This window comes from Nocardia tenerifensis NBRC 101015 (genome assembly GCF_000308715.1).
Classification (GTDB): domain Bacteria; phylum Actinomycetota; class Actinomycetes; order Mycobacteriales; family Mycobacteriaceae; genus Nocardia; species Nocardia tenerifensis.
In genome coordinates this window covers 42472-60576 of sequence record NZ_BAGH01000313.1, presented here as the reverse complement: position 1 = coordinate 60576, position 18105 = coordinate 42472, and the positions used below count along the sequence as shown (strand labels likewise).

Genomic DNA, 18105 nt, shown 5'->3' with positions numbered 1-18105 from the left:
GGCCAGCGCGCCCGCGCCGGGCAGCCGGTCGCCGACGGCGTCGGTCACGACGACCTCGACCCAGCCCTCGATCAGCGCGAGCAGCGTCTCCAGCCGTTCCAGCGCCTGCTTCTGCTCCGGCGTGGTCTGCGGCTCGAACGCGCCCTGCGACAGGATCTCCTCGAGCTTGCCCGGATCGGTCAGCGCCATCGGGTCGATGCCCTGCGCGGCCTCCTCGAGCGCGGAGAAGTCCATGCGGATGCCGCGCGCGTAGTCCTCGACCGCGGCGAGCACCTGCTGACGCAGCCACGGCACGTGACCGAACAGCCGCTGATGGGCCGCCTCGCGCGCGGCGAGGAACACCATGATCTCGCTCTCCGGCTGCTCGAGGCCCGCGCTGAAGTCGGCGATCGCCGCGGGCAGCAGGGCGGCGGTGCCGGACGGGCCGAGCGGCAGGCCGATGTCGGTGGAGGTCAGCACCTCCTTGGCCAGCTGACCCAGCGCCTGACCGAGCTGCGAACCGAAGGCGAGCCCGCCCATCTGGCCGAGCATGCCGACCATCGGCGCCGCGAACTCCTTGGCCTCCTCGGGCAGCGACGCGGTCCACATGCCCGAGATCTGCTGGGCCACCGGATCGCAGAGCCGCTGCCAGGTGGACAGGGTCTCCTCGATCCAGTCGTTGGCGGTCCACGCGACGGTCTTGCTCGCGCCCGCGGGCAGCGTGGTCGCGCCGTCGAGCCACAGCTCGGCGAGGTGCGCGGCGTCGGCGACGGCCTTGGCCGTGCTCGCCGACACCGGGGTCACGCTCGCGCCGAGCTGCTGACGAGCCAGCCGCTTGGCGACGTCGTAGTTGACCGGGCCTGCCTGCGCCGAGCCCGGCTGTCCCATGCCCTGACCCATGCCGCTGAGCATCTGACCGAGCGAGGTCAGCATCTGACCGAGCTGCGACGGATCGAAACCGCCGCCTGGTCCACCCACTCCGAACGGGTTGTTCGACTCGGGACCGCCCGGCTCGTCACCGCGCTTGCGGTCGTCGTCGTCGCGGTTCGAAAATCCGAAGGGGACGTCACTCATAGGCTTCACGTTACGCGTGTAATGCAGGCAGTTGATGTTCGCGCGGCGCGAAACCGCCCGACGCGCGCGAGCGCCGAATGTCCGCCTCGGCCGCCCCGTCGCGGCGGCCATCACTACTGTGGTCCAGGTGAATCGTCGGATCCTGACCCTGGTGGCCGCTCTGATCCCGGTGCTGGTGCTCGGCGCGCTCGGCACCGTGCTCACTGTGCCGTTCGTCGCACTCGGCCCGGGCCCCACCTTCAACACCCTCGGCAAGGTCGACGGCAAAGAGGTGGTGGACGTCCGCGGCACCGAGGTGGACCCCACCTCCGGCCATCTCAACATGACCACCGTGTCGGTGCGCGACGGGTTGAGCATCTTCGAGGCGTTCGGCTTCTGGGTCAGCGGCAAGCACGGCCTCGTGCCCCGCGCCGAGGTCTACCCGCCCGGCGTGTCGCGCGACGAGATCGACAAGTCCAATCAGCAGGACTTCAAGGATTCCGAGGGCAATGCCGAGGTCGCGGCGCTGCACTACCTGAACATGCCGACCGTCGTGCTGCTGCGCAAGGTGGCCGAGGACGGCCCGGCCAAGGACGTGCTGAAGCCCGGCGACGAGATCATCAGCATCAACGACGCCCCGATCACCGCGCCCAAGGACGTGGTCACGGCCGTGTCGTCGCAGCGACCGGGCGCCGAACTGAGCATGCGCGTGCGCCGCGACAACGCCGAGGAGACCGTGCGGGTGACCCTCGGCACGCGGCCGGACGACAAGGACAAGGGCTACCTCGGCGTGACGCCGGGGGAGGGCGCGCGCCCTCCCCTGCAGGTCGACTTCAACCTCGCCGATATCGGCGGCCCCTCGGCCGGGCTGATGTTCAGCCTCGCGCTGATCGACAAGCTCACCCCCGGCGAGCTGGACGGCGGCAAGTTCGTCGCGGGCACCGGCACCATCGATCAGGACGGCAAGGTCGGCCCGATCGGCGGCATCCAGTACAAGATGATGGCCGCGCGCGACGCGGGCGCGGAGACCTTCCTGGTCCCCGCCGCCAACTGCAACGAGGCCAAGCAGCGCACTCCCGACGGGCTGCGCCTGATCAAGGTCGAAAACCTCACGGGCGCGGTGCAATCGCTGAACGACTTCACCGCGGGCAAGCAGACCGTGGGCTGCGGCTAGGCCGTTGCGCCTCGGTCTGCGTACGGCCTGGCGCTCAGTCGTCGAGCCCGGACCACTCCAGCGTCGCGTGCAGCGCGTCGATCAGGTTGGGCGCGAGGTTCGGGTAGGTGCGCAGGTCGAGATCGCCGAAGTCATCCTCGTCATCGCCGGGCCGCAACTGCAGCAGGCACAGCGACGCGCCCTCGCGCAGCACCGCCGCGAACAGGCGAGCCTCGCGCCGCTCCGGGTGGGCCTCGGCCGCGGCGCGCGCGGCGGCGTCGGCCGCCTCGTGATCGGCCAGCAGCGGCACCAGCGCCTCGTCCAGCGTGGACTCGGCGTCCGGCGGCAACACCACGATCTCCTGCACCAGCACGCAGCCCTGCACAGCAGGCGGCCAGCTGGTGGTCGCGAGGAACTCGTCCAGCGCGACCGACCCGCCGGTGATGTCGTCCGGAAACACTTCCTGCGCAACGGGAGTGAGCTCGGCCGCCTCGTCGACCTCGTCGGCCAGCTCCGGCTGGGCCGCGACCAGCTCGGCGGTCGGCACCAGCGCGAACATCTGCGGCGGTCTGCCCCACCCCTCGGCGTCGACGAATTCGGCGACCTCGCGGACGGATCGGGCGAGGACGAGTTCGGCGTGCAGATCTGCGGGGGTCACGGGGACATCCAATCAAACGATGCACGCTGACAATCCACAAACCCGCTGCTTCACCGTTCGCGCACAAGTTTGTGAGCGTCGAACAATAGGCTGAGCATGTCATCGGTGTCCGATTCCGTAGAGTGGGGCCGACGGGTCCGAAAGGACCACCCGCAACATCGGACTGCGGCGTCTCGCCCGGATGTATCGGATCGAGGGCCGCCGGACCTTGGAGAGTGGCATCGTGGGCATGCGGCCCCCCACCGGCTTACCTTCGCTTTCCCGACGCAGCCGCGTACTGCTGCTGGCGGCCATCGCCCTCGCGGCGCTGCTGCTGCTCGGTCCTCGACTCACCGACACCTATACCAACTGGTTGTGGTTCGGCGAGGTCGGTTTCCGCAGGGTGTATCTCACCGTGCTGTGGACGCGGATCCTGCTGTTCGCCGTCGTCGCGCTCTTCGTCGGCGTCGTCGTCTGGCTCGCGTTGCTGCTCGCCTATCGATCGCGGCCGGTGTTCGTGCCGGTGGCCGGGCCCAACGATCCGATCGCGCGCTACCGCACCACGGTGATGAGCAGGCTGCGGCTGTTCGGTGTCGGCATCCCCGTGCTGCTCGGTCTGCTGTCCGGCCTGGTGGCACAGTCGAATTGGGTCACCGTGCAGCTGTTCGCGAACAGCAGCCCGTTCGGCGAGCAGGACCCGCAGTTCCATCTCGACGTCGGCTTCTACGCCTTCGAGCTGCCGTTCTACCGGATGATCCTGAACTGGCTGTTCGTCGCGGTGGTCATCGCCTTCTTCGCCAGCCTGGTCACCCACTATGTCTTCGGCGGCCTGCGGCTCAGCGGGCGGGAGGGCACGCTCACCCGCGCGGCGCGCATCCAATTGGCCGTGCTCGCCGGGCTTTTCGTGCTGCTCAAGGCGATCGCGTACTGGTTCGATCGCTACGAGCTGTTGATGAGCAGCCGTAAGGAGCCCACCTTCACCGGCGGCTCCTTCACCGATATCAACGCGGTATTGCCCGCCAAGCTCATCCTGCTGTCCATCGCGGTGATCTGCGCGCTCGCCTTCTTCGCCGGCATCGTGCTGCGCGATCTGCGGGTGCCCGCCATGGCGGCTGCGCTGCTCGTGCTGTCCTCGGTGCTGGTCGGCGCGGTGTGGCCGCTGGTCGTCGAGCAGTTCTCGGTGCGCCCGAACGCGGCGGACAAGGAGAGCGAGTACATCCAGCGCAATATCGCCGCCACCAGGCAGGCGTTCGGCATCACCGACGACAAGATCACGTACCAGGACTACAAGGGCGAGAGCAAGAAGAGCCCGCTCGAGGTCCCGGTCGACGCGGCGACGATCGGCAATGCCCGCCTGCTCGACCCGAATATCCTCTCGCCCACCTTCACTCAGCTGCGGCAGCTCAAGAACTTCTACGGGTTCCCGGAGTCGCTGGACATCGACCGGTACAACCTCGACGGCGACGTGCAGGACTACATCGTCGCCGCGCGCGAACTCTCGCCCGCCGCGTTGAGCGGTAACCAGAAGGACTGGATCAACCAGCACACCGTCTACACCCACGGCAACGGCTTCGTCGCCGCGCCGGCCAACCGCGTCAACAAGCCGCAGTCCGACGACCCGAACGCCACCGGCGGCAGCAGCGACAGCGGCTACCCGATCTTCATGGTCAGCGACCTGTTCACGCCGCCGGACAAGCAGCGGATCAAGGTCGACCAGCCGCGCATCTACTTCGGCGAGGTGATCTCGCAGGCCAGCCCGGACTACGCGATCGTCGGCGCGAAGGACGGCCAGCGCGCCCGCGAATACGACTCCGACACAGCGCAGTTCACCTACAACGGCAAGGGCGGCGTGCCGATCGGCAACTGGTTCAACCGGCTCGCCTTCGCCGCCAAGTACGCCGAGCGCAACATCCTGTTCTCCTCGGCCATCAGCGACAACTCGAAGATCATCTTCAACCGCGCGCCGCGCGAGCGGGTGCAGAAGGTGGCCCCCTGGCTGACCACCGACGGCAACGCCTACCCGGCGGTCGTCAACGGCCGGATCCAGTGGATCGTCGACGCCTACACCACCCTCGACAACTACCCGTACGCGCAGAAGACCTCGCTCGAGGGCGTCGAGGACAGCATCGACAAGAAGACCGGCCGGCTGCTCCCGCGCAAGCAGGTCAGCTACATCCGCAACTCGGTGAAGGCCACCGTGGACGCTTACGACGGCACCGTGACGCTGTACGAGGTGGACTCCAAGGATCCGGTGCTCAAGGCCTGGCGCGGCGTGTTCCCCGGTGCGGTGAAGCCGGAGAGCGAGATCACCCCCGAGCTGCGGGCGCACTTCCGTTATCCGGAAGACCTGTTCAAGGTGCAGCGCGAGATGTTGACCAAGTACCACGTCGACGATCCGCGAGAGTTCTTCACCAACAACGCCTTCTGGTCGGTCGCGGCCGACCCGACCATCGACGGTGGAGCGCCCGCCAACCAGCCGCCGTACTACGTGCTGCTCGGTGACCCGAAGGGCGGCAAGAAGCCGATCTTCAATCTGACCAGCGCGATGGTCGGCTACAACCGCCAGTTCCTCTCGGCGTACATCTCGGTGCGGTCGGACCCCGAGGACTACGGCAAATTCACGATTCTGCGATTGCCGACCGACACGCAGACACTGGGCCCGCAGCAGACCCAGAACCGGATGACGACGGCGCCCGAGGTCTCCCGGGAGAAGACCCTGCTGTCCAACTCTAACAAGATCAAATACGGCAACCTGCTGACGCTGCCCATCGCCGACGGCGGGATCCTTTATGTGGAGCCGTTTTACAACGAACGCAATACCGGGGCCAACACCGCGACCTTCCCGCAGCTACTGCGCGTGCTGGTCAGTTATCGGGACGACGCGGGCAGCGTGAAGGTCGGCTACGCCTCCACCCTGGCCGAGGCGCTGAACCAGGTGCTACCCGGAAGTGGCGCGCTGGCAACGCCTTTCGGTGGCGACTCGGGTACGCGACCGCGTCCGGGCAGCGTGCCCCCGCCCGTCGATCAGGGCACTCCGCCGCCGAACGCAGGCACCACCCCGCCGCCGAACACCGGCACCCCGCCGCCGTCCGGTTCGTCCGCGGCCAAGGACGCCGCGGCCGCGGAGCTGAACAAGAAGATCGACGCCGTGCGTAATGCCATGCGCACGGGCAACTTCCAGGACTTCGGTCGAGCGCTCGATGAGCTGGATGCGGCGGTCAAGGCGTATCAGGACGCGGGGCGTTAGTAGCGTCGGGTAGCAAACGGAATACGCCGCCATCTTCGGATGGCGGCGTATTTCTTTACGGCGAAGGGTATTCGCTATTCTCCGGCGTAGGTGTCAGGCAATTGTTGGTAAAACCGTTCCGACACCGAAGTGGTATGTGCGCGCGAACGAAACGGCGCCGCTATCCAGTGGGGGACAGCGGCGCCGTTCGGTATCGCAGGTCGATCAGTGGCCGGCGATCGCCTCGAGCAGCGAGCCGTTCTGCTCCAGGATCTGCTGGAACTGCGTCTCCAGGCCGTACTGCTTGGCCAGGTCGCCGCCGACGGACTTGGCCTGCTCGACCAGAGTCTTGGGGCTGTCGGGGAGGGCGGGAGCGGTGACCTCGGGAGCCTGCTCCGGCTCCTGCACGGGCTCGGGCTCCGGCTCGGAGGTGCCCGGACGCAGGTACTGGCCGCAGACCGGCCACGCGCCTTGGCCCTGGGTGGCGAGCACATTCTCCGCGACGCGGATCTGCTCTTCCTTGCTTGCGTTGTTGGCGGAGCCCTGGCCACCGTTCGCGGCCCAGGTGCTCTGCGAGAACTGCAGGCCGCCGTAGTAGCCGTTGCCGGTGGCGATGCCCCAGTTGCCGCCGCTCTCGCACTGCGCGACGCCGTCCCAGTCGTGGGCCGGCGCGGCCGATGCGGTCGCGGTGGAGAATGCGAACGGGACGGCAACAAGTGCGCCGGTGACGGCCGCGAAGCCGAGGGCGCGAGCGTTGAACTTCCGGTTCTCAGTCATAAGTGCATTTCCCTCCCTGCGCCTACCAACTCGGCGAGACGCCGCCGGTCCCTGCCCCCAGGTCGTCGGGGATCCTCGAACCGCGGGGCAGGGTCGCCGGTATTCGAACGGTTCGAGTTCGAGCCCTTCACGGATGATCCGGGCCGTAAACGCACGGTAACGAAGAAATCTCGGCAGATCACGTCTTGATAACACTCGCATTTCATGATGCGAATAACCCGAATATGCCTCTTTTCGCAGGTAGGAAATGCTGCCGACACGCGTCCCGGACGGTCTGTTATAGCAACGTTATGTGCTCGAGATCACTACGATATAGTGATCCAGATCACGTTTAAACACTTGCTCAGGGTCGCGTTTGCCTGATTTGCCCGCTCATCGGCCACTCCGAACTCCAGACTCGCTGGCTCCGGCGGACGGAACGAACGTCATCTACCGGTTGAACGCTGTCGCCCACTGCCCGCCCTACGATTCGCAGGCCGGAAGCCGACCGCAAACCCGGCGCGCCAAGCACGCAAAACCCTCCTCACCAGGCGATTTGGCGAGAAAGCTAACCCGTGTGTAATGTTGTATTCACCGACGCGGGGTGGAGCAGCTCGGTAGCTCGCTGGGCTCATAACCCAGAGGTCGCAGGTTCAAATCCTGTCCCCGCTACAACGAAACCGGCCCGGAACCCACAGTTCCGGGCCGGTTTTCTATGTCACTGCGCTGAACGCCCGGGTATGGCCGTGCGCACGGAAAATCGACACGACGAACCGACACGCCCACGCACGGGCGGACTCCGATATTCGAAGGCATCGGACCCTGCTAGTGCATGCCCGGCACGTGCGGCGGACTGAAGGTCCGCGCCGTGCCGACGCCGCTGCCAAACGTATCCCTGCACGCGCAGGGCGGACGTGACAGCGTGGGCAGGGCTGATGTGGACGGGGGCGCATCCCCGCACGCGCGGGGCGGACGGAGGCTGGCATCGCTTCACCGGGGGGTTGAAGGGCGCATCCCCGCACGCGCGGGGCCGACCCGAGACGGGCCGTCCTTCTTCACGCTTGCCGGGGCGCATTCCCGCACGCGCGGGCCGGACGACGAATCCGACGACGTGGTCGGGTTCGTGGAGGGCGCATCCCCGCACGCGCGGGGATGCGCCCTCTTCCGGGGTGCCGGACCCCAGCAAGTCCCAGTCCGCCCCGCGCGCGGGGATGCGCCCATCTCGGCGACGACGAAAACCATTGTGACCATGTCCGCCCCGCGCGCGGGGATGCTCCCGGCACCTACACCGCCATCGGCTCCGGGACGGTGTCCGCCCCGCGCGCGCGGGGATGCGCCCAATCCCGATTGCAGGGCTCGGCGTGCGGCGTCGGTCCGCCCCGCGCGCGGGGATGCACCCGGCATAGTTGTACGTGAGTCGATTTGCTCGACGTCCGCCCCCGCGTGCGCGGGGATGCGCCCTTGCCTAGAGACTTTGGTGTTGTCTCCGCGAGCGTCTGCCTCACATGCGCGGGGATGCGCCCAGCGCGACCGCGACGACCGAGGATGGGCTACTTCTCGACAGAAGGCACGGCAGATCTAGATCTCGGATTGCCTCCGTTTCCACTGGATGGGTTGCCCTTGCGCGGGATCGCTGGGTGCAGAACGGATTCGGGGCCAGGCCGGTAAAGGGTGGCGGGGCGGCCTCCGTTGCGGGTGGTTTGTTGGCCGGTGGGGATGAGTGCGCCCTTGGCGGCGGTGATCTTGCGGTGGAAGTTTCGTTGGTCGAGAGTTTGGCCCCAGACGATCTCGTACACCCTGCGTAGCTCTGTGATGGTGAACTCAGGGGGGCAGAAGCGGGTGGCGAGGGTGGTGTATTCGAGTTTGCTTCGGGTGCGCTCGACGGCGTCGGCAACGATTCGTTTGTGGTCAAACGCCAGCTCGGTGTCGGGGCTCAGGAGTGAGGCGACCGGCGTCCACGCGGCCGCTCGCGCGTCACCGCCTGCGACCGGAGGAGGAAGGTCGGGGATGAAGGCGAGGTAGCAGACCGTCACGACGCGCCTCCGCGGGTCTCGGTTCGGTGCGCCGTAGGTGCGGAGCTGTTCGAGGTGGGCGCGGTCGAGTTCCAGGCCGGTCTCCTCGGCTAGCTCACGTTCGGCTGCTGCGTCCAGATCTTCTCGGTTGTCGTCGAGGAACCCGCCGGGCAAGGCCGCCGCCCCTCGCCACGGGTCGGTACCCCGTTCCACCATCAGGATCTGCAAGCTGTCATCCCGCACGGTCAGTACTGCAAGGTCTACTGCGACGGCGACTTCGGTAGCTCGCCAGTTGCGTTCGATCACAACGTATCTCCTCTCCGTCCTCAAGTTTACGTCCTATTGACGTAAAAGGGTTTCGGCGGATAGCGTCGGTCAGTGGAGGTCGCGGGTGACGCTCCATTCCGATCGCGTTGGGGAGAAGTAATGATCGTGATTCTGACCGCCCTGAACGTCGAGCAGGATGCCGTGCTCGAGCATCTGGTCGACACCACCGTGCACGAGCACGCGAAGGGCACGTTGTTCGATGTCGGCGCGGTCGTGGGGCACCCGGGGCACCGGGTCGCGGTGGGGGTCACGGGGGCGGGCACTACCACTGCGGCGGCGCTGACCGAACGTGCCAGGGCTGAATTCTCACCTTCGGTCATGATGTTCGTCGGCGTCGCCGGTGGTCTGCGAAGTGAGCTGGGAATCGGTGATGTGGTCGTGGCGACCAAGGTCCATTCCTATCAGGGTGGGCGCAGTGAAGGCGACGAGTTTCTGGTGCGGCCGCGGTCTTGGGAGCTGTCCCACCGGCTCGACCAGCGGGCCCGGCGGCTATGCCGAAAAGATGGCTGGTACGACTGGCTATCGAAGCACGCGCGCGCGGCCGAACCGAAGGTGGCTTTCGCGCCGATCGCTGTGGGCGACGTCGTGCTCGACTCCACCACTTCGGAGCTAGCGCGCCGAATCCGTATGTCGTTCAACGACGCGGTCGCCGCGGAGATGGAGGGTTCGGGATTTGCACATGCGGCGGCGCTCGCCGATCAAGTTCCTGCCGTGGTCGTTCGTGGCATCAGCGACCATGCCGACGGCGCAAAGGCGAGTAGGGACCGGGCCGGTAGCCAGCTCATGGCCGCGCGCAACGCGGCCGCGTTCGCGGTGGCGCTGGCGGTCTCTCTCGAACCGCAACCCGACTCAACAGCGCAGAGTCCTTGGCCGACGTCTTCCCTGCCACCGATTTACAACACGATCACCGCCCGTGACCATGCCACGGTCGACAAGCAGATCGGTGTGCAAATCAACGGGGGCAGAAAATGATTCCAGACTCGGCAATGGCCGGCATGCCGATTCACAACCATCTCGACGCGAGCGGCTACGCGAATGTGGGTCAGCAGATCGGTGCTCAGTTCATCGAGCACAACGAGACCATCTACCACTCTTCGCCCGACGACTCGCCGGATCGTATGCATGCGGTGGCCAGAGCCCACCTAGACGGCGGCAATCCCCGGCAGGCCGAGGCAATCCTGCGCACCCTGCGCCACAACGGCCACATCACCACCGAACGTGCCTACTTCTACGTGCTTTCGATGCTCAGCGACCGTTCGTTCACCGAAATCACCGGTGAGCTGACGGACGAGATCCATCACGCCACGAGCGCGGTCGCGGCGGAGCCCAGGGACGAGTGGGTGGACTCCCTCGACGTCGTCAACGAGCTGCTGCGTTACGCCTACGTGGAGTCCAACGAGGGCACCGTCGACAACGAACTCGCGAACGCGCTGAAGATGTACGGCGAGCTGAGCGTGGATCGACAGGACGAGATCGCCACACACCTGAGCCGGATCGTCAGCGGCGCGGAGCAGGAATGGCTCACCGCCGAGCGCAAACACCAGGTCGCCACGCAACGAATGAGCGGTGACCGCATCGGACGGGCGTGGAAGTTCTTCGAAGCCGACCCTCGCCCGCCTGGCAGATGGGTGACTGCTCCGGCTCCGGCCACCGCCGCCGACTGGCGCGATGCCGTATTCGGTTCGGCAGCAATCGTTTCGGCGGTCCTGATCATGTTGACCGGCGAGATCACAGTTGGCGGCGTGGTCGGCGCGGCACTCATCGTGGTCGGCGGCTACGCGGCGGTGTGTTGCACGACGGTCTGGCGGACCCACACAAGGCATGCGCACAGCGTGTGGGCGCATCTCCAGCCGCAGCCATACCAGCAGGAAGGACGATTCGACAGACTTGTCGACCAGTGTTTCCGGGAGGGGGATCCCGGTGGCCTGTGGGAGAACACCGAAGGCTATCGCGCACGACTCAAGCGCAGGCTGCAAGAGCAGTACGGTGATTACGACTGCCACCCTTTCGAGCTGCAATGGCTGATCCGGTGGCATGTTTTTCGTGTCGGCCAAGGAATCGGCTACCCGGCGGTGCGGTCGGACGAAGCGCAGCGGGCGACGAATCTGCGGGCCGTCGGCGTGCTGGTGTGGGTGGCCGTGGTTAGCGCGCTGCTGCTGGTCGGCGAGTACGGCGCGTTCGTGCTCGCTGTCGTCGGCTGGTGGGGTATCAGCGGCATCGCCCGGCTCGTCTCGGTGTCTCGGGTGCGGCGCCTGCTCGCTCAGGATGCCGAGGTGGTGTTCGGTGACGAGTGCGCCGAGCATCACCGATGGTGCGGGGAACTCGCCGACCGGCCCAGCGATGTGGAGATGGAGCGATGGTTGGCTTTTGATAAAGCCCATCTCAAGAACGACGCGCTCCGACGCGCGAATCTGCGTGAGCGTGACTTGGTGACCTACGTGGTGCTGACCGAACGGGCCCCCTTCGCCCGGAGGAGCAGGATCACCGGCGGGCCGCCGCGATACGCGGCGTATGTCGTCTACATCTTCCTGCTGACAAAGTTCGGAATGCGTACCACACGAACCCATTTGGATCTCACCACAGGCGATGTGCGCAATCAGCAACATCAGATGTGCACCTACGACGCCGTGGCATCGGCCTCGGTCATGGAGAAAGGTGTCCGCACGTTCCGAACCGACGGCAGCGTATCGGTGGGCTACCGCGCCGGCCGGGTCTTTCGGCTGGTCCTGCTCAACGGTGTATGTATCGCCGAAGTCCGCGAGAACGGCCGAGCGATAGGCGATGAACAGCCCGGCGACGTCGGCGATCTGGAGGAGGACGTGCCTTTCATGCCGTCCGGAGGATTCGACAGTGCCCTGCTCGTGTTGGAAGCCGTGGCTACCGAGGGCCGGGACTGGATCTCTCGTGACCGGGAACGTCGACAGCGGTGGGCGCGAAACTGGTGTACCAGACCGCGGTCAGGCGACGAGACCGGTTTCGCTTGGAACACCGGTCGGGTAAACCGTTGAACGCAGGGTGATGGCTCACCTGCTGCCTGATCTGATCCCTCTCCGCCGTGTGCTCCAGGTGCACTGGGCTACAAGAGCCTCGCCACAAACGGGCGGGTCAGTAGCTGTCCGCTTGCACTGTGAAGTGGTGGGCGGTGATGGATAGGTGGTTGCGCATGTAGAGGCGGTGGGCGGGGGCGCGGTCGGGGCCTACTCCGGAGTCGAGGTGGATTGCTTCGCAGTTCAGGCGGCGGGCCTCCTGTTTGGCCCAGGACATGAGGAGGTCGGCGTGGCCGTGGCCGCGGGCGGTGGCGGCGGTGATGAGGTCGTCCACGTACAGGTGGTGGCCCCAGGCGGTGTGCCAGGCCTCGCGGAATCCGAGCACCGAGACGGCCGAGTCGTCGTCGGGCAGGAATACGCCAGCCAGCCGGTAACCGCGCGGGCGTAGCTCGGTATCGACGAAATGTGTGAGGGCGTCGGACGTGCCCCAGCGGGGGCGCAGCTCCAGCAGGGTCGCCGCCGCCAATTTGGTTTGGTCCGCGCCTATTTCGCGAATTTCGGTCACGGAGGCGACGTTAGTGGCGGTGCGGGGTTCAGCCGAGAGCCACTCGGCACCGACTGGCCATATCCCGATTCTCCCGGCGGGAAGATGATCTTGGTAGTACGTTCACTCTGGATTTGCTGTCGATGCTCGCCGCAGGTGTTCCCCAGGTTCTTCACCCCACCGAGGAGACTTGATGATCGCGATTCCGATGACCGTGTTGACCGCCGCGGCAGTCGCGGTGTCCGTATTCGCCGGCCCCGCGCACGCGGACTCGGGGGTGGTGCTGGGCGGGGGATCGGGGATCGTGCTCAACGACCACGACGTGTGCACGCTGACCACGATCGGACATGACGAGGCGGGGCGCCTGGTCGGCCTGACCGCGGGGCATTGCGCCGGGCCCGGCGAATCGGTTGCGGCGGAACGGGATCGGGGCGCGGGTGTGCTCGGCCGGGTGGCGGCGGTGAACAAAGACCTGGACTACGCGGTGATCGAGTTCGACCCGGCGAAGGTGGCGGCGGTGCGTCAGGTCGGCGACACCACGATCGCCGGGCTCGGCGCCTATCCCGGCCCCGGCGGGGTGGTGTGCGAGAACGGACGCTCCACCGGATTCGACTGCGGCGTCGTGTGGGGAAGCCTCGGCGACCGCGTCCTGAACCAGACCTGTTCGCGGCCGGGCGACTCGGGCGGCCCCGTGACCGAGGGCGACCGGCTGGTGGGCATGAACAACGGCCGCGTCGTCGGCTTCGGTGGGATCGACATGAACATCGAGTGCACGACGGCGGCCAATCCCATCCACTCGCCCGCTTACAACCACCAGATCACCGACATTCTGCGCGCGATCGACGCGGGCGGCGGTGTCGGCGCGGGGTTCACCCCCGTGTAGCGCCCGCAAGCAGGCCGTCGATGATGACGCGCAGCTTCCACGCCGCCCGTGCCTCGCCGCCGCCGGTGAGCAGGGGGGCGAGCTCCCGAATTGTGGGGTAGTCCTCGGCGGGCAGCGCGCGGTAGACGGCGTCGAGCCGAGAAGCGGTGTCGTCCACGGTCTCGCCGGCGCTGTCGGCTCGTGCCGCGGACTCCAAGGCGGCGGAGGCGATGTATTGGCCGAGGAGGTCGACGGCCCAGGCGCAGGCGTCGTCGGGGATTCCGCCGAGGCGGAGCAGGCGCAGCATCTCCTCGATGAGCCGCAGGATGTTAGGGCCCGTGGGAGCCTCGGTGAACCCGATGGAGGCGAGGTCACGGTGGGCGGCCAGGGCGGCGACGACCCGTTCGGCGAGTAGCTCGAGGCGGGCGCGCCAGTCGCCGTCCGTCTCGGTCGGCAACTCGACGGCGGCGACGGCGAGGTCGTGGGTCAGCAGCATCAGTTCGCGGCGGTCGTGCACGTAGACGTAGAGCGACGCCGAGCCCGTATCGAGGGCCTGCGCGACCCGGCGCATGCTGACCGCCGCACAGCCCGATTCGTCCACCAGGTCGAGCGCCGCGGCCACGATCGCGTCGAGGCTCAGCGGAGCTTTGGCCGGGCTGGTGCGGGGGTTGGGGCGAGGCATGCGCGAATTCTAGCTTGACAAACACCGCTCGCAGCGAGCATCGTTCGTAACGATCAGTGATCGTCCCGATCGGTGATCGCCAAGAGAAGCGAACGATCGGAAGGGTGGTCGACCATGACCAAGGTGATCGCCTTCGGAGCGGCGGGCCGCGCGGGCCGCGTCATCGTCACGGAGGCCATGAACGCCGGCCACGACGTCACCGCCGCGGTGCGCACTCCGGCGAAACTCGCACCGCACGACCCGCGACTGACGGTGGTCCGCGCCGACGTGCGCGATCCCGACAGCGTGCGCGCCGCCATCGCCGGTCACGACGTGGTGGTGAGCGCGATCGGCCCGGCGGGCCGGCACGCGGAGGGCCTGTACTCCGACGCCGCGCGCGCCATGGTCTCGGCCATGCGCGCCACCGGCGTGCACCGCCTGATCGCCATCACCTCCAGCGGTGTGCGCCGCGACGACCCCAATCACCCGCTGTGGTACCGCATGGTCGCCCGGACCCTGATGAACGAGCTCTACGGCGACATGCGATTGATGGAATCCCTTGTGCGCGAGTCCGTTACGGATTGGACCTTCGTTCGCCCCGCCCGCCTGACCGACGATCCGCCGACGGGGAACTGCCGAGTCCAGGACGGCGAAAATCCCAGTGGCGGTTGGAAAGTCCCGACGATCGACCTGGCCCGCTTCATCGTCGCCGAACTCGACGACCACCGCTGGTCACACGCCGCGCCCACCCTCGCGCTGTAGTCACACCTCTGCCAAGGCCCGCCTGCCGGTGATCGGTCCCCAGATCGCGACGAGCGTGACCATGGTGAGCAGCGCGACGGTGATCACCGAGAACACCAGCCCCGGCCCGTTCGGCCGATCGAGCAGCGGAAGCAGCAGGAACGGCAGGAGCGCGGTGCTGACCTTGGACAGCGAGTAGGTCGCGCCGGACGCGGTGCCGCGCACGGCGGTCGGGAACGACTCGGGCAGGTAGGCGTGTATCGCGTCGGAGAAGACATTGCTGGCCAGCGTGAACAGCCCGCCCGACAACAGAATCAGCGGCACGCTGGTGGCGAAGCCGAACGTCAGGCCGAACACCGCCATCAACGTCGCGGTCGCCATGACCAGATATTTGCGCTCGAACCGTTCCATCACCGGGATCGCCAGCAGCGACCCCAGCGGATAGCCGAGATAGGTGACGGCCAGGTAGCTCAGCGAGGTGACGACCTCGAATCCCTTGCGGTCCAACACGAGTACGGCCAACGTGCCGAAACCGTAGTAGCCGAACACCTGAAGAATCATCACCGCCGAGAACAGCGAAGTCCGACCCCGATACGGCCGCCGGACGATCGCGCTGAACGGCAGGCCCTCGGCCTTGCCCCGCTGCCGGGCCAGCCAATGCGGCGACTCCGGCATGCCCCGCCGCGCGAACACCACCACGGCCGCGCCGAGCCCGCCGATCACGAACAGCCAGCGCCAGCCCTCGAAACCCAAGGGCCGCAAGGGAACCAGCCATTTGGCGAGGAACCCGACGGTCGGCACCGCGCAGAACCCGATCGTGTACGCGATGGCGATCATCCGCCCGCGCACCTGCGGCGGAACGACTTCCGACAGATAGGTGTCGGACACGGTCATCTCGGCGCCGATCCCCAGACCGGCCAGGAACCGCGTCGCCATCAGAAAGGCGATATTCGGGCTGAACGCGCCCAGCAGCGTGAAACCCGAGTACAGCGCGATATTGACCATGAACATGCGCCGCCTGCCGAACACGTCCGACAGCCTGCCGATCACCAGTGCGCCGAGGAACTGCCCGGCGAACGCCGACGCCAGGATGCCGCTGAGCTGGAACGTGGACAGGTGCATCTGTTGCTTCAGCACCCCGGTGATGGTCCCGGCGAGGAACAGCTCGTACAGATCGAAGAACAGCCCCGCACCGACGAGCGCGACCAGCTTGCGATGAATGGGGCGAACCGGAAGTTCGTCCAGACGAAGGCCGTCGCGGCCGACGTCGGATGTTGTGATCATCCCGCCATCCTGCTGATCGCGGCATGCTCCGGCAACAGATGCGCCGGGAGTGTCCGGTTGGTGAGGCTTGTCCGTTGTTGCCGGACTGTAGCCCGACGGGTACCGCGATTTCGCTGTTTCCCGAGGTGGCGCGGTGGTTGACTGGGCCGGGTGCCGGCCGCGTCCGGCCGCACTTCAGCGCACCGAGGTCAAGGAGGCCACGGATATGCCCACTCACGACGGAAGCTGGCCGCAGGGAACACCGTGCTGGGTCGACAGTCAGGTCGACGACACCGCGCGGGCTCGCGCGTTCTATGCCGAGCTGTTCGGCTGGGAGATCATGGATAGCCCGCCGGACGCGGGCGGCTATCTGATGGCGCTACGCCACGGCAGGCCCGCCGCGGGAATCGGGCCCAAGCCGGGCGGCGCGGCCATGCCGTCGGTGTGGACCACCTACTTCGCCGCCGACAGTGCCGACGACATCGCCGAAAAGGTCACCGCAGCAGGCGGTTCGGTGATGATGCCGCCGTTCGACGTGCTCGACGTCGGGCGCATGTTCGTCGCCGCGGACCCGGTCGGCGCGATCTTCGGCGTATGGGAAGCCAAGGCGCACAAAGGAGCCGGTGTCTACAACGAGGACGGCGCGTACTGCTGGAACGAGCTGCACACCGATCGGTACAAGCAGGCACAGGAGTTCTACGCGGCCGTATTCGGTTGGCACTACACCGAAATCGGCGATGGCCAGAACTTCGTCTACTCCACCTTCGGCCTCGCGCAGGACGGTGATCCGGTCGGCGGCGTCAACGACGCGAGCAAGACGCCCGGCGACGCCCCGTCGTTCTGGCTCACCTGGTTCCAGGTCGACAACACCGACGCGGCCGTCGCCAAGGCCACCGAGCTGGGCGCGACGGTCCTGATGGGCGTGCACGACAGCGCGTTCGGCCGGATGGGCGTGCTGCAGGGCCCGCAGGGCGAGGCGTTCGGGGTGATCGATCCGGCGACGACGGTCAGCGAACCGGGCGCTGGCTCCTAGCCGAAGGTGAAGGGCGGGTTGGTGTTTCGGCGCCGGCCCGCCTCGTCTTGCCGATGAGCGGGACGGCCTTGCCTGCTCGTCGGATGGTGGCCCGCATCGCGCGGTTCTCCGCCGCCGCGGCGGCATCGGCCAGTTCGACGTCGTCGGGGGCGGCGGCGGCCTTCTCCGCCGCGCGGGCGGCGCGTTCGGCCTCGAAGGTGTCGAGGAAGCCGTTGGTGGCGGCCTCGGTGGCGAGGACCGCGGCGAGGGCCCCGCGGGCGGCGTCGGCGGCGGCCTGGGCGGAGCCCGCGACGGATGAGGCGGCCTCGGCGGCCTTGATCGCGCTGTCGATTCCGGTGTGCAGGGTGTCGTGCGTGCCGACGCCGCACTTCGGCGCGGCCTCGGTATTCGGCGACGTTCCCTCGGTGTTCGGCGACGTGAGTTCCGGGGTCGGGGACGTGAGTTCAGTCTTCGGCCACACGAACTCGCCCTTCGGCGACGCGGGCTCGATCTTCGGCGACGCGGACTCGGCCTTCGGCGTCGCGAGTTCGCGCCTCGGCGTTGGGAGTTCGCGCCTCGGTGTCGCAAGTTCGCCCTTCGGCGTCGCGAGCCCGGTCTGCGGCATCGGAGCCGTCATGCGAAGCGCGGCCTCGGCGCGATCACGCGCACTCGCCGCCCGCAGCCTTGCCTGCCGCATCAGGGCCTGCTGCGTGGTCTGCTCGACCGAACGATCACCGGGTGCCTGGCCCGCGGGTTCTTGCGCGCTTGCGACGCCCGCCACCGGAAACAGCAGCACAGAACAGGCGACGACCGTGGCAGCGACTCTATGACGATCCATCCGCATATCACTCCGTTCCACCGAAGTAGACCAGTCAGTCTGGTCGACCGTACG

The 18105-nt window shown here is 67.3% G+C and carries 15 protein-coding genes and 1 tRNA gene; 8 read left to right on the top strand and 8 right to left on the bottom strand.

Translation table 11 applies throughout. From position 1 onward, the window contains the following. Positions 1-1053 (bottom strand): zinc-dependent metalloprotease (locus ON39_RS25395; protein ID WP_040738098.1); only part of this gene is annotated, 1053 nt, incomplete at its 3' end. A 127-nt stretch (positions 1054-1180) separates the two neighbouring features. Here ON39_RS25395 and ON39_RS25390 point away from each other — a divergent pair. Continuing rightward, a complete protein-coding gene (locus ON39_RS25390; RefSeq protein WP_211336279.1) occupies positions 1181-2206 on the top strand; it encodes a YlbL family protein in 1026 nt (341 codons plus the stop codon). 34 nt (positions 2207-2240) lie between these two features. Here ON39_RS25390 and ON39_RS25385 read toward each other — a convergent pair whose 3' ends face one another. Then, the gene (locus ON39_RS25385; protein WP_040738097.1) at positions 2241-2843 is read right to left on the bottom strand and encodes a PPA1309 family protein; all 603 of its coding nucleotides are present in this window, start codon (positions 2841-2843) and stop codon (positions 2241-2243) included. A 223-nt stretch (positions 2844-3066) separates the two neighbouring features. On the opposite strand from ON39_RS25385, the gene ON39_RS25380 reads away from it, so the two are divergent. Further along, positions 3067-6069, top strand: a complete 3003-nt coding sequence (locus ON39_RS25380) for a UPF0182 family protein (RefSeq protein ID WP_040738124.1) — start codon at positions 3067-3069, stop codon at positions 6067-6069. 204 nt (positions 6070-6273) lie between these two features. Here the strand turns inward: ON39_RS25380 and ON39_RS25375 are convergent, their stop codons facing one another. Beyond that, positions 6274-6825: a transglycosylase family protein gene (locus ON39_RS25375; protein ID WP_040738096.1), complete on the bottom strand. Its 552-nt coding sequence runs from the start codon at positions 6823-6825 to the stop codon at positions 6274-6276. 577 nt (positions 6826-7402) lie between these two features. Between ON39_RS25375 and ON39_RS25370 the strand changes: the two genes are divergently transcribed. Beyond that, positions 7403-7476 (top strand) — tRNA-Met (locus ON39_RS25370). 878 nt (positions 7477-8354) lie between these two features. On the opposite strand, the gene ON39_RS25365 is transcribed toward ON39_RS25370, so the two are convergent. Next, positions 8355-9122, bottom strand: coding sequence for an NUDIX hydrolase (locus tag ON39_RS25365; protein WP_051187044.1), 768 nt, complete (start codon positions 9120-9122; stop codon positions 8355-8357). Between the two features lie 120 nt (positions 9123-9242). Between ON39_RS25365 and ON39_RS25360 the strand changes: the two genes are divergently transcribed. Beyond that, on the top strand, positions 9243-10115 hold the full coding sequence (locus tag ON39_RS25360) for a 5'-methylthioadenosine/S-adenosylhomocysteine nucleosidase family protein (protein ID WP_040738095.1): 873 nt from the start codon (positions 9243-9245) through the stop codon (positions 10113-10115). Between the two features lie 23 nt (positions 10116-10138). Further along, a complete protein-coding gene (locus ON39_RS25355; protein ID WP_146251047.1) occupies positions 10139-12151 on the top strand; it encodes a hypothetical protein in 2013 nt (670 codons plus the stop codon). A 97-nt stretch (positions 12152-12248) separates the two neighbouring features. Here the strand turns inward: ON39_RS25355 and ON39_RS25350 are convergent, their stop codons facing one another. Next, positions 12249-12695 carry a GNAT family N-acetyltransferase gene (locus tag ON39_RS25350; RefSeq protein ID WP_040738092.1) on the bottom strand — a complete coding sequence of 149 codons (447 nt, stop codon included), beginning with the start codon at positions 12693-12695 and terminating at the stop codon, positions 12249-12251. 172 nt (positions 12696-12867) lie between these two features. Here ON39_RS25350 and ON39_RS25345 point away from each other — a divergent pair, with 172 nt between their 5' ends. Then, the gene (locus tag ON39_RS25345; RefSeq protein WP_040738090.1) at positions 12868-13557 is read left to right on the top strand and encodes a chymotrypsin family serine protease; all 690 of its coding nucleotides are present in this window, start codon (positions 12868-12870) and stop codon (positions 13555-13557) included. On the opposite strand, the gene ON39_RS25340 is transcribed toward ON39_RS25345, so the two are convergent. Further along, a complete protein-coding gene (locus tag ON39_RS25340; protein ID WP_040738089.1) occupies positions 13544-14218 on the bottom strand; it encodes a TetR/AcrR family transcriptional regulator in 675 nt (224 codons plus the stop codon). The genes ON39_RS25345 and ON39_RS25340 overlap by 14 nt on opposite strands. 114 nt (positions 14219-14332) lie before the next feature. Between ON39_RS25340 and ON39_RS25335 the strand changes: the two genes are divergently transcribed. Continuing rightward, positions 14333-14959, top strand: coding sequence for an NAD(P)-dependent oxidoreductase (locus ON39_RS25335; RefSeq protein WP_040738088.1), 627 nt, complete (start codon positions 14333-14335; stop codon positions 14957-14959). Here ON39_RS25335 and ON39_RS25330 read toward each other — a convergent pair whose 3' ends face one another. Next, on the bottom strand, positions 14960-16222 hold the full coding sequence (locus ON39_RS25330) for an MFS transporter (protein ID WP_040738087.1): 1263 nt from the start codon (positions 16220-16222) through the stop codon (positions 14960-14962). Positions 16223-16427: 205 nt separating this feature from the next. Between ON39_RS25330 and ON39_RS25325 the strand changes: the two genes are divergently transcribed. Further along, positions 16428-17234 (top strand): VOC family protein, encoded by an 807-nt coding sequence (locus tag ON39_RS25325; protein ID WP_040738120.1) that lies wholly within the window; start codon positions 16428-16430, stop codon positions 17232-17234. Here the strand turns inward: ON39_RS25325 and ON39_RS49000 are convergent. Next, positions 17209-18051, bottom strand: coding sequence for a hypothetical protein (locus tag ON39_RS49000; protein ID WP_157195513.1), 843 nt, complete (start codon positions 18049-18051; stop codon positions 17209-17211). The two genes, ON39_RS25325 and ON39_RS49000, sit on opposite strands and share 26 nt — an antisense overlap. Between the last annotated feature and the right edge of the window lie 54 nt (positions 18052-18105).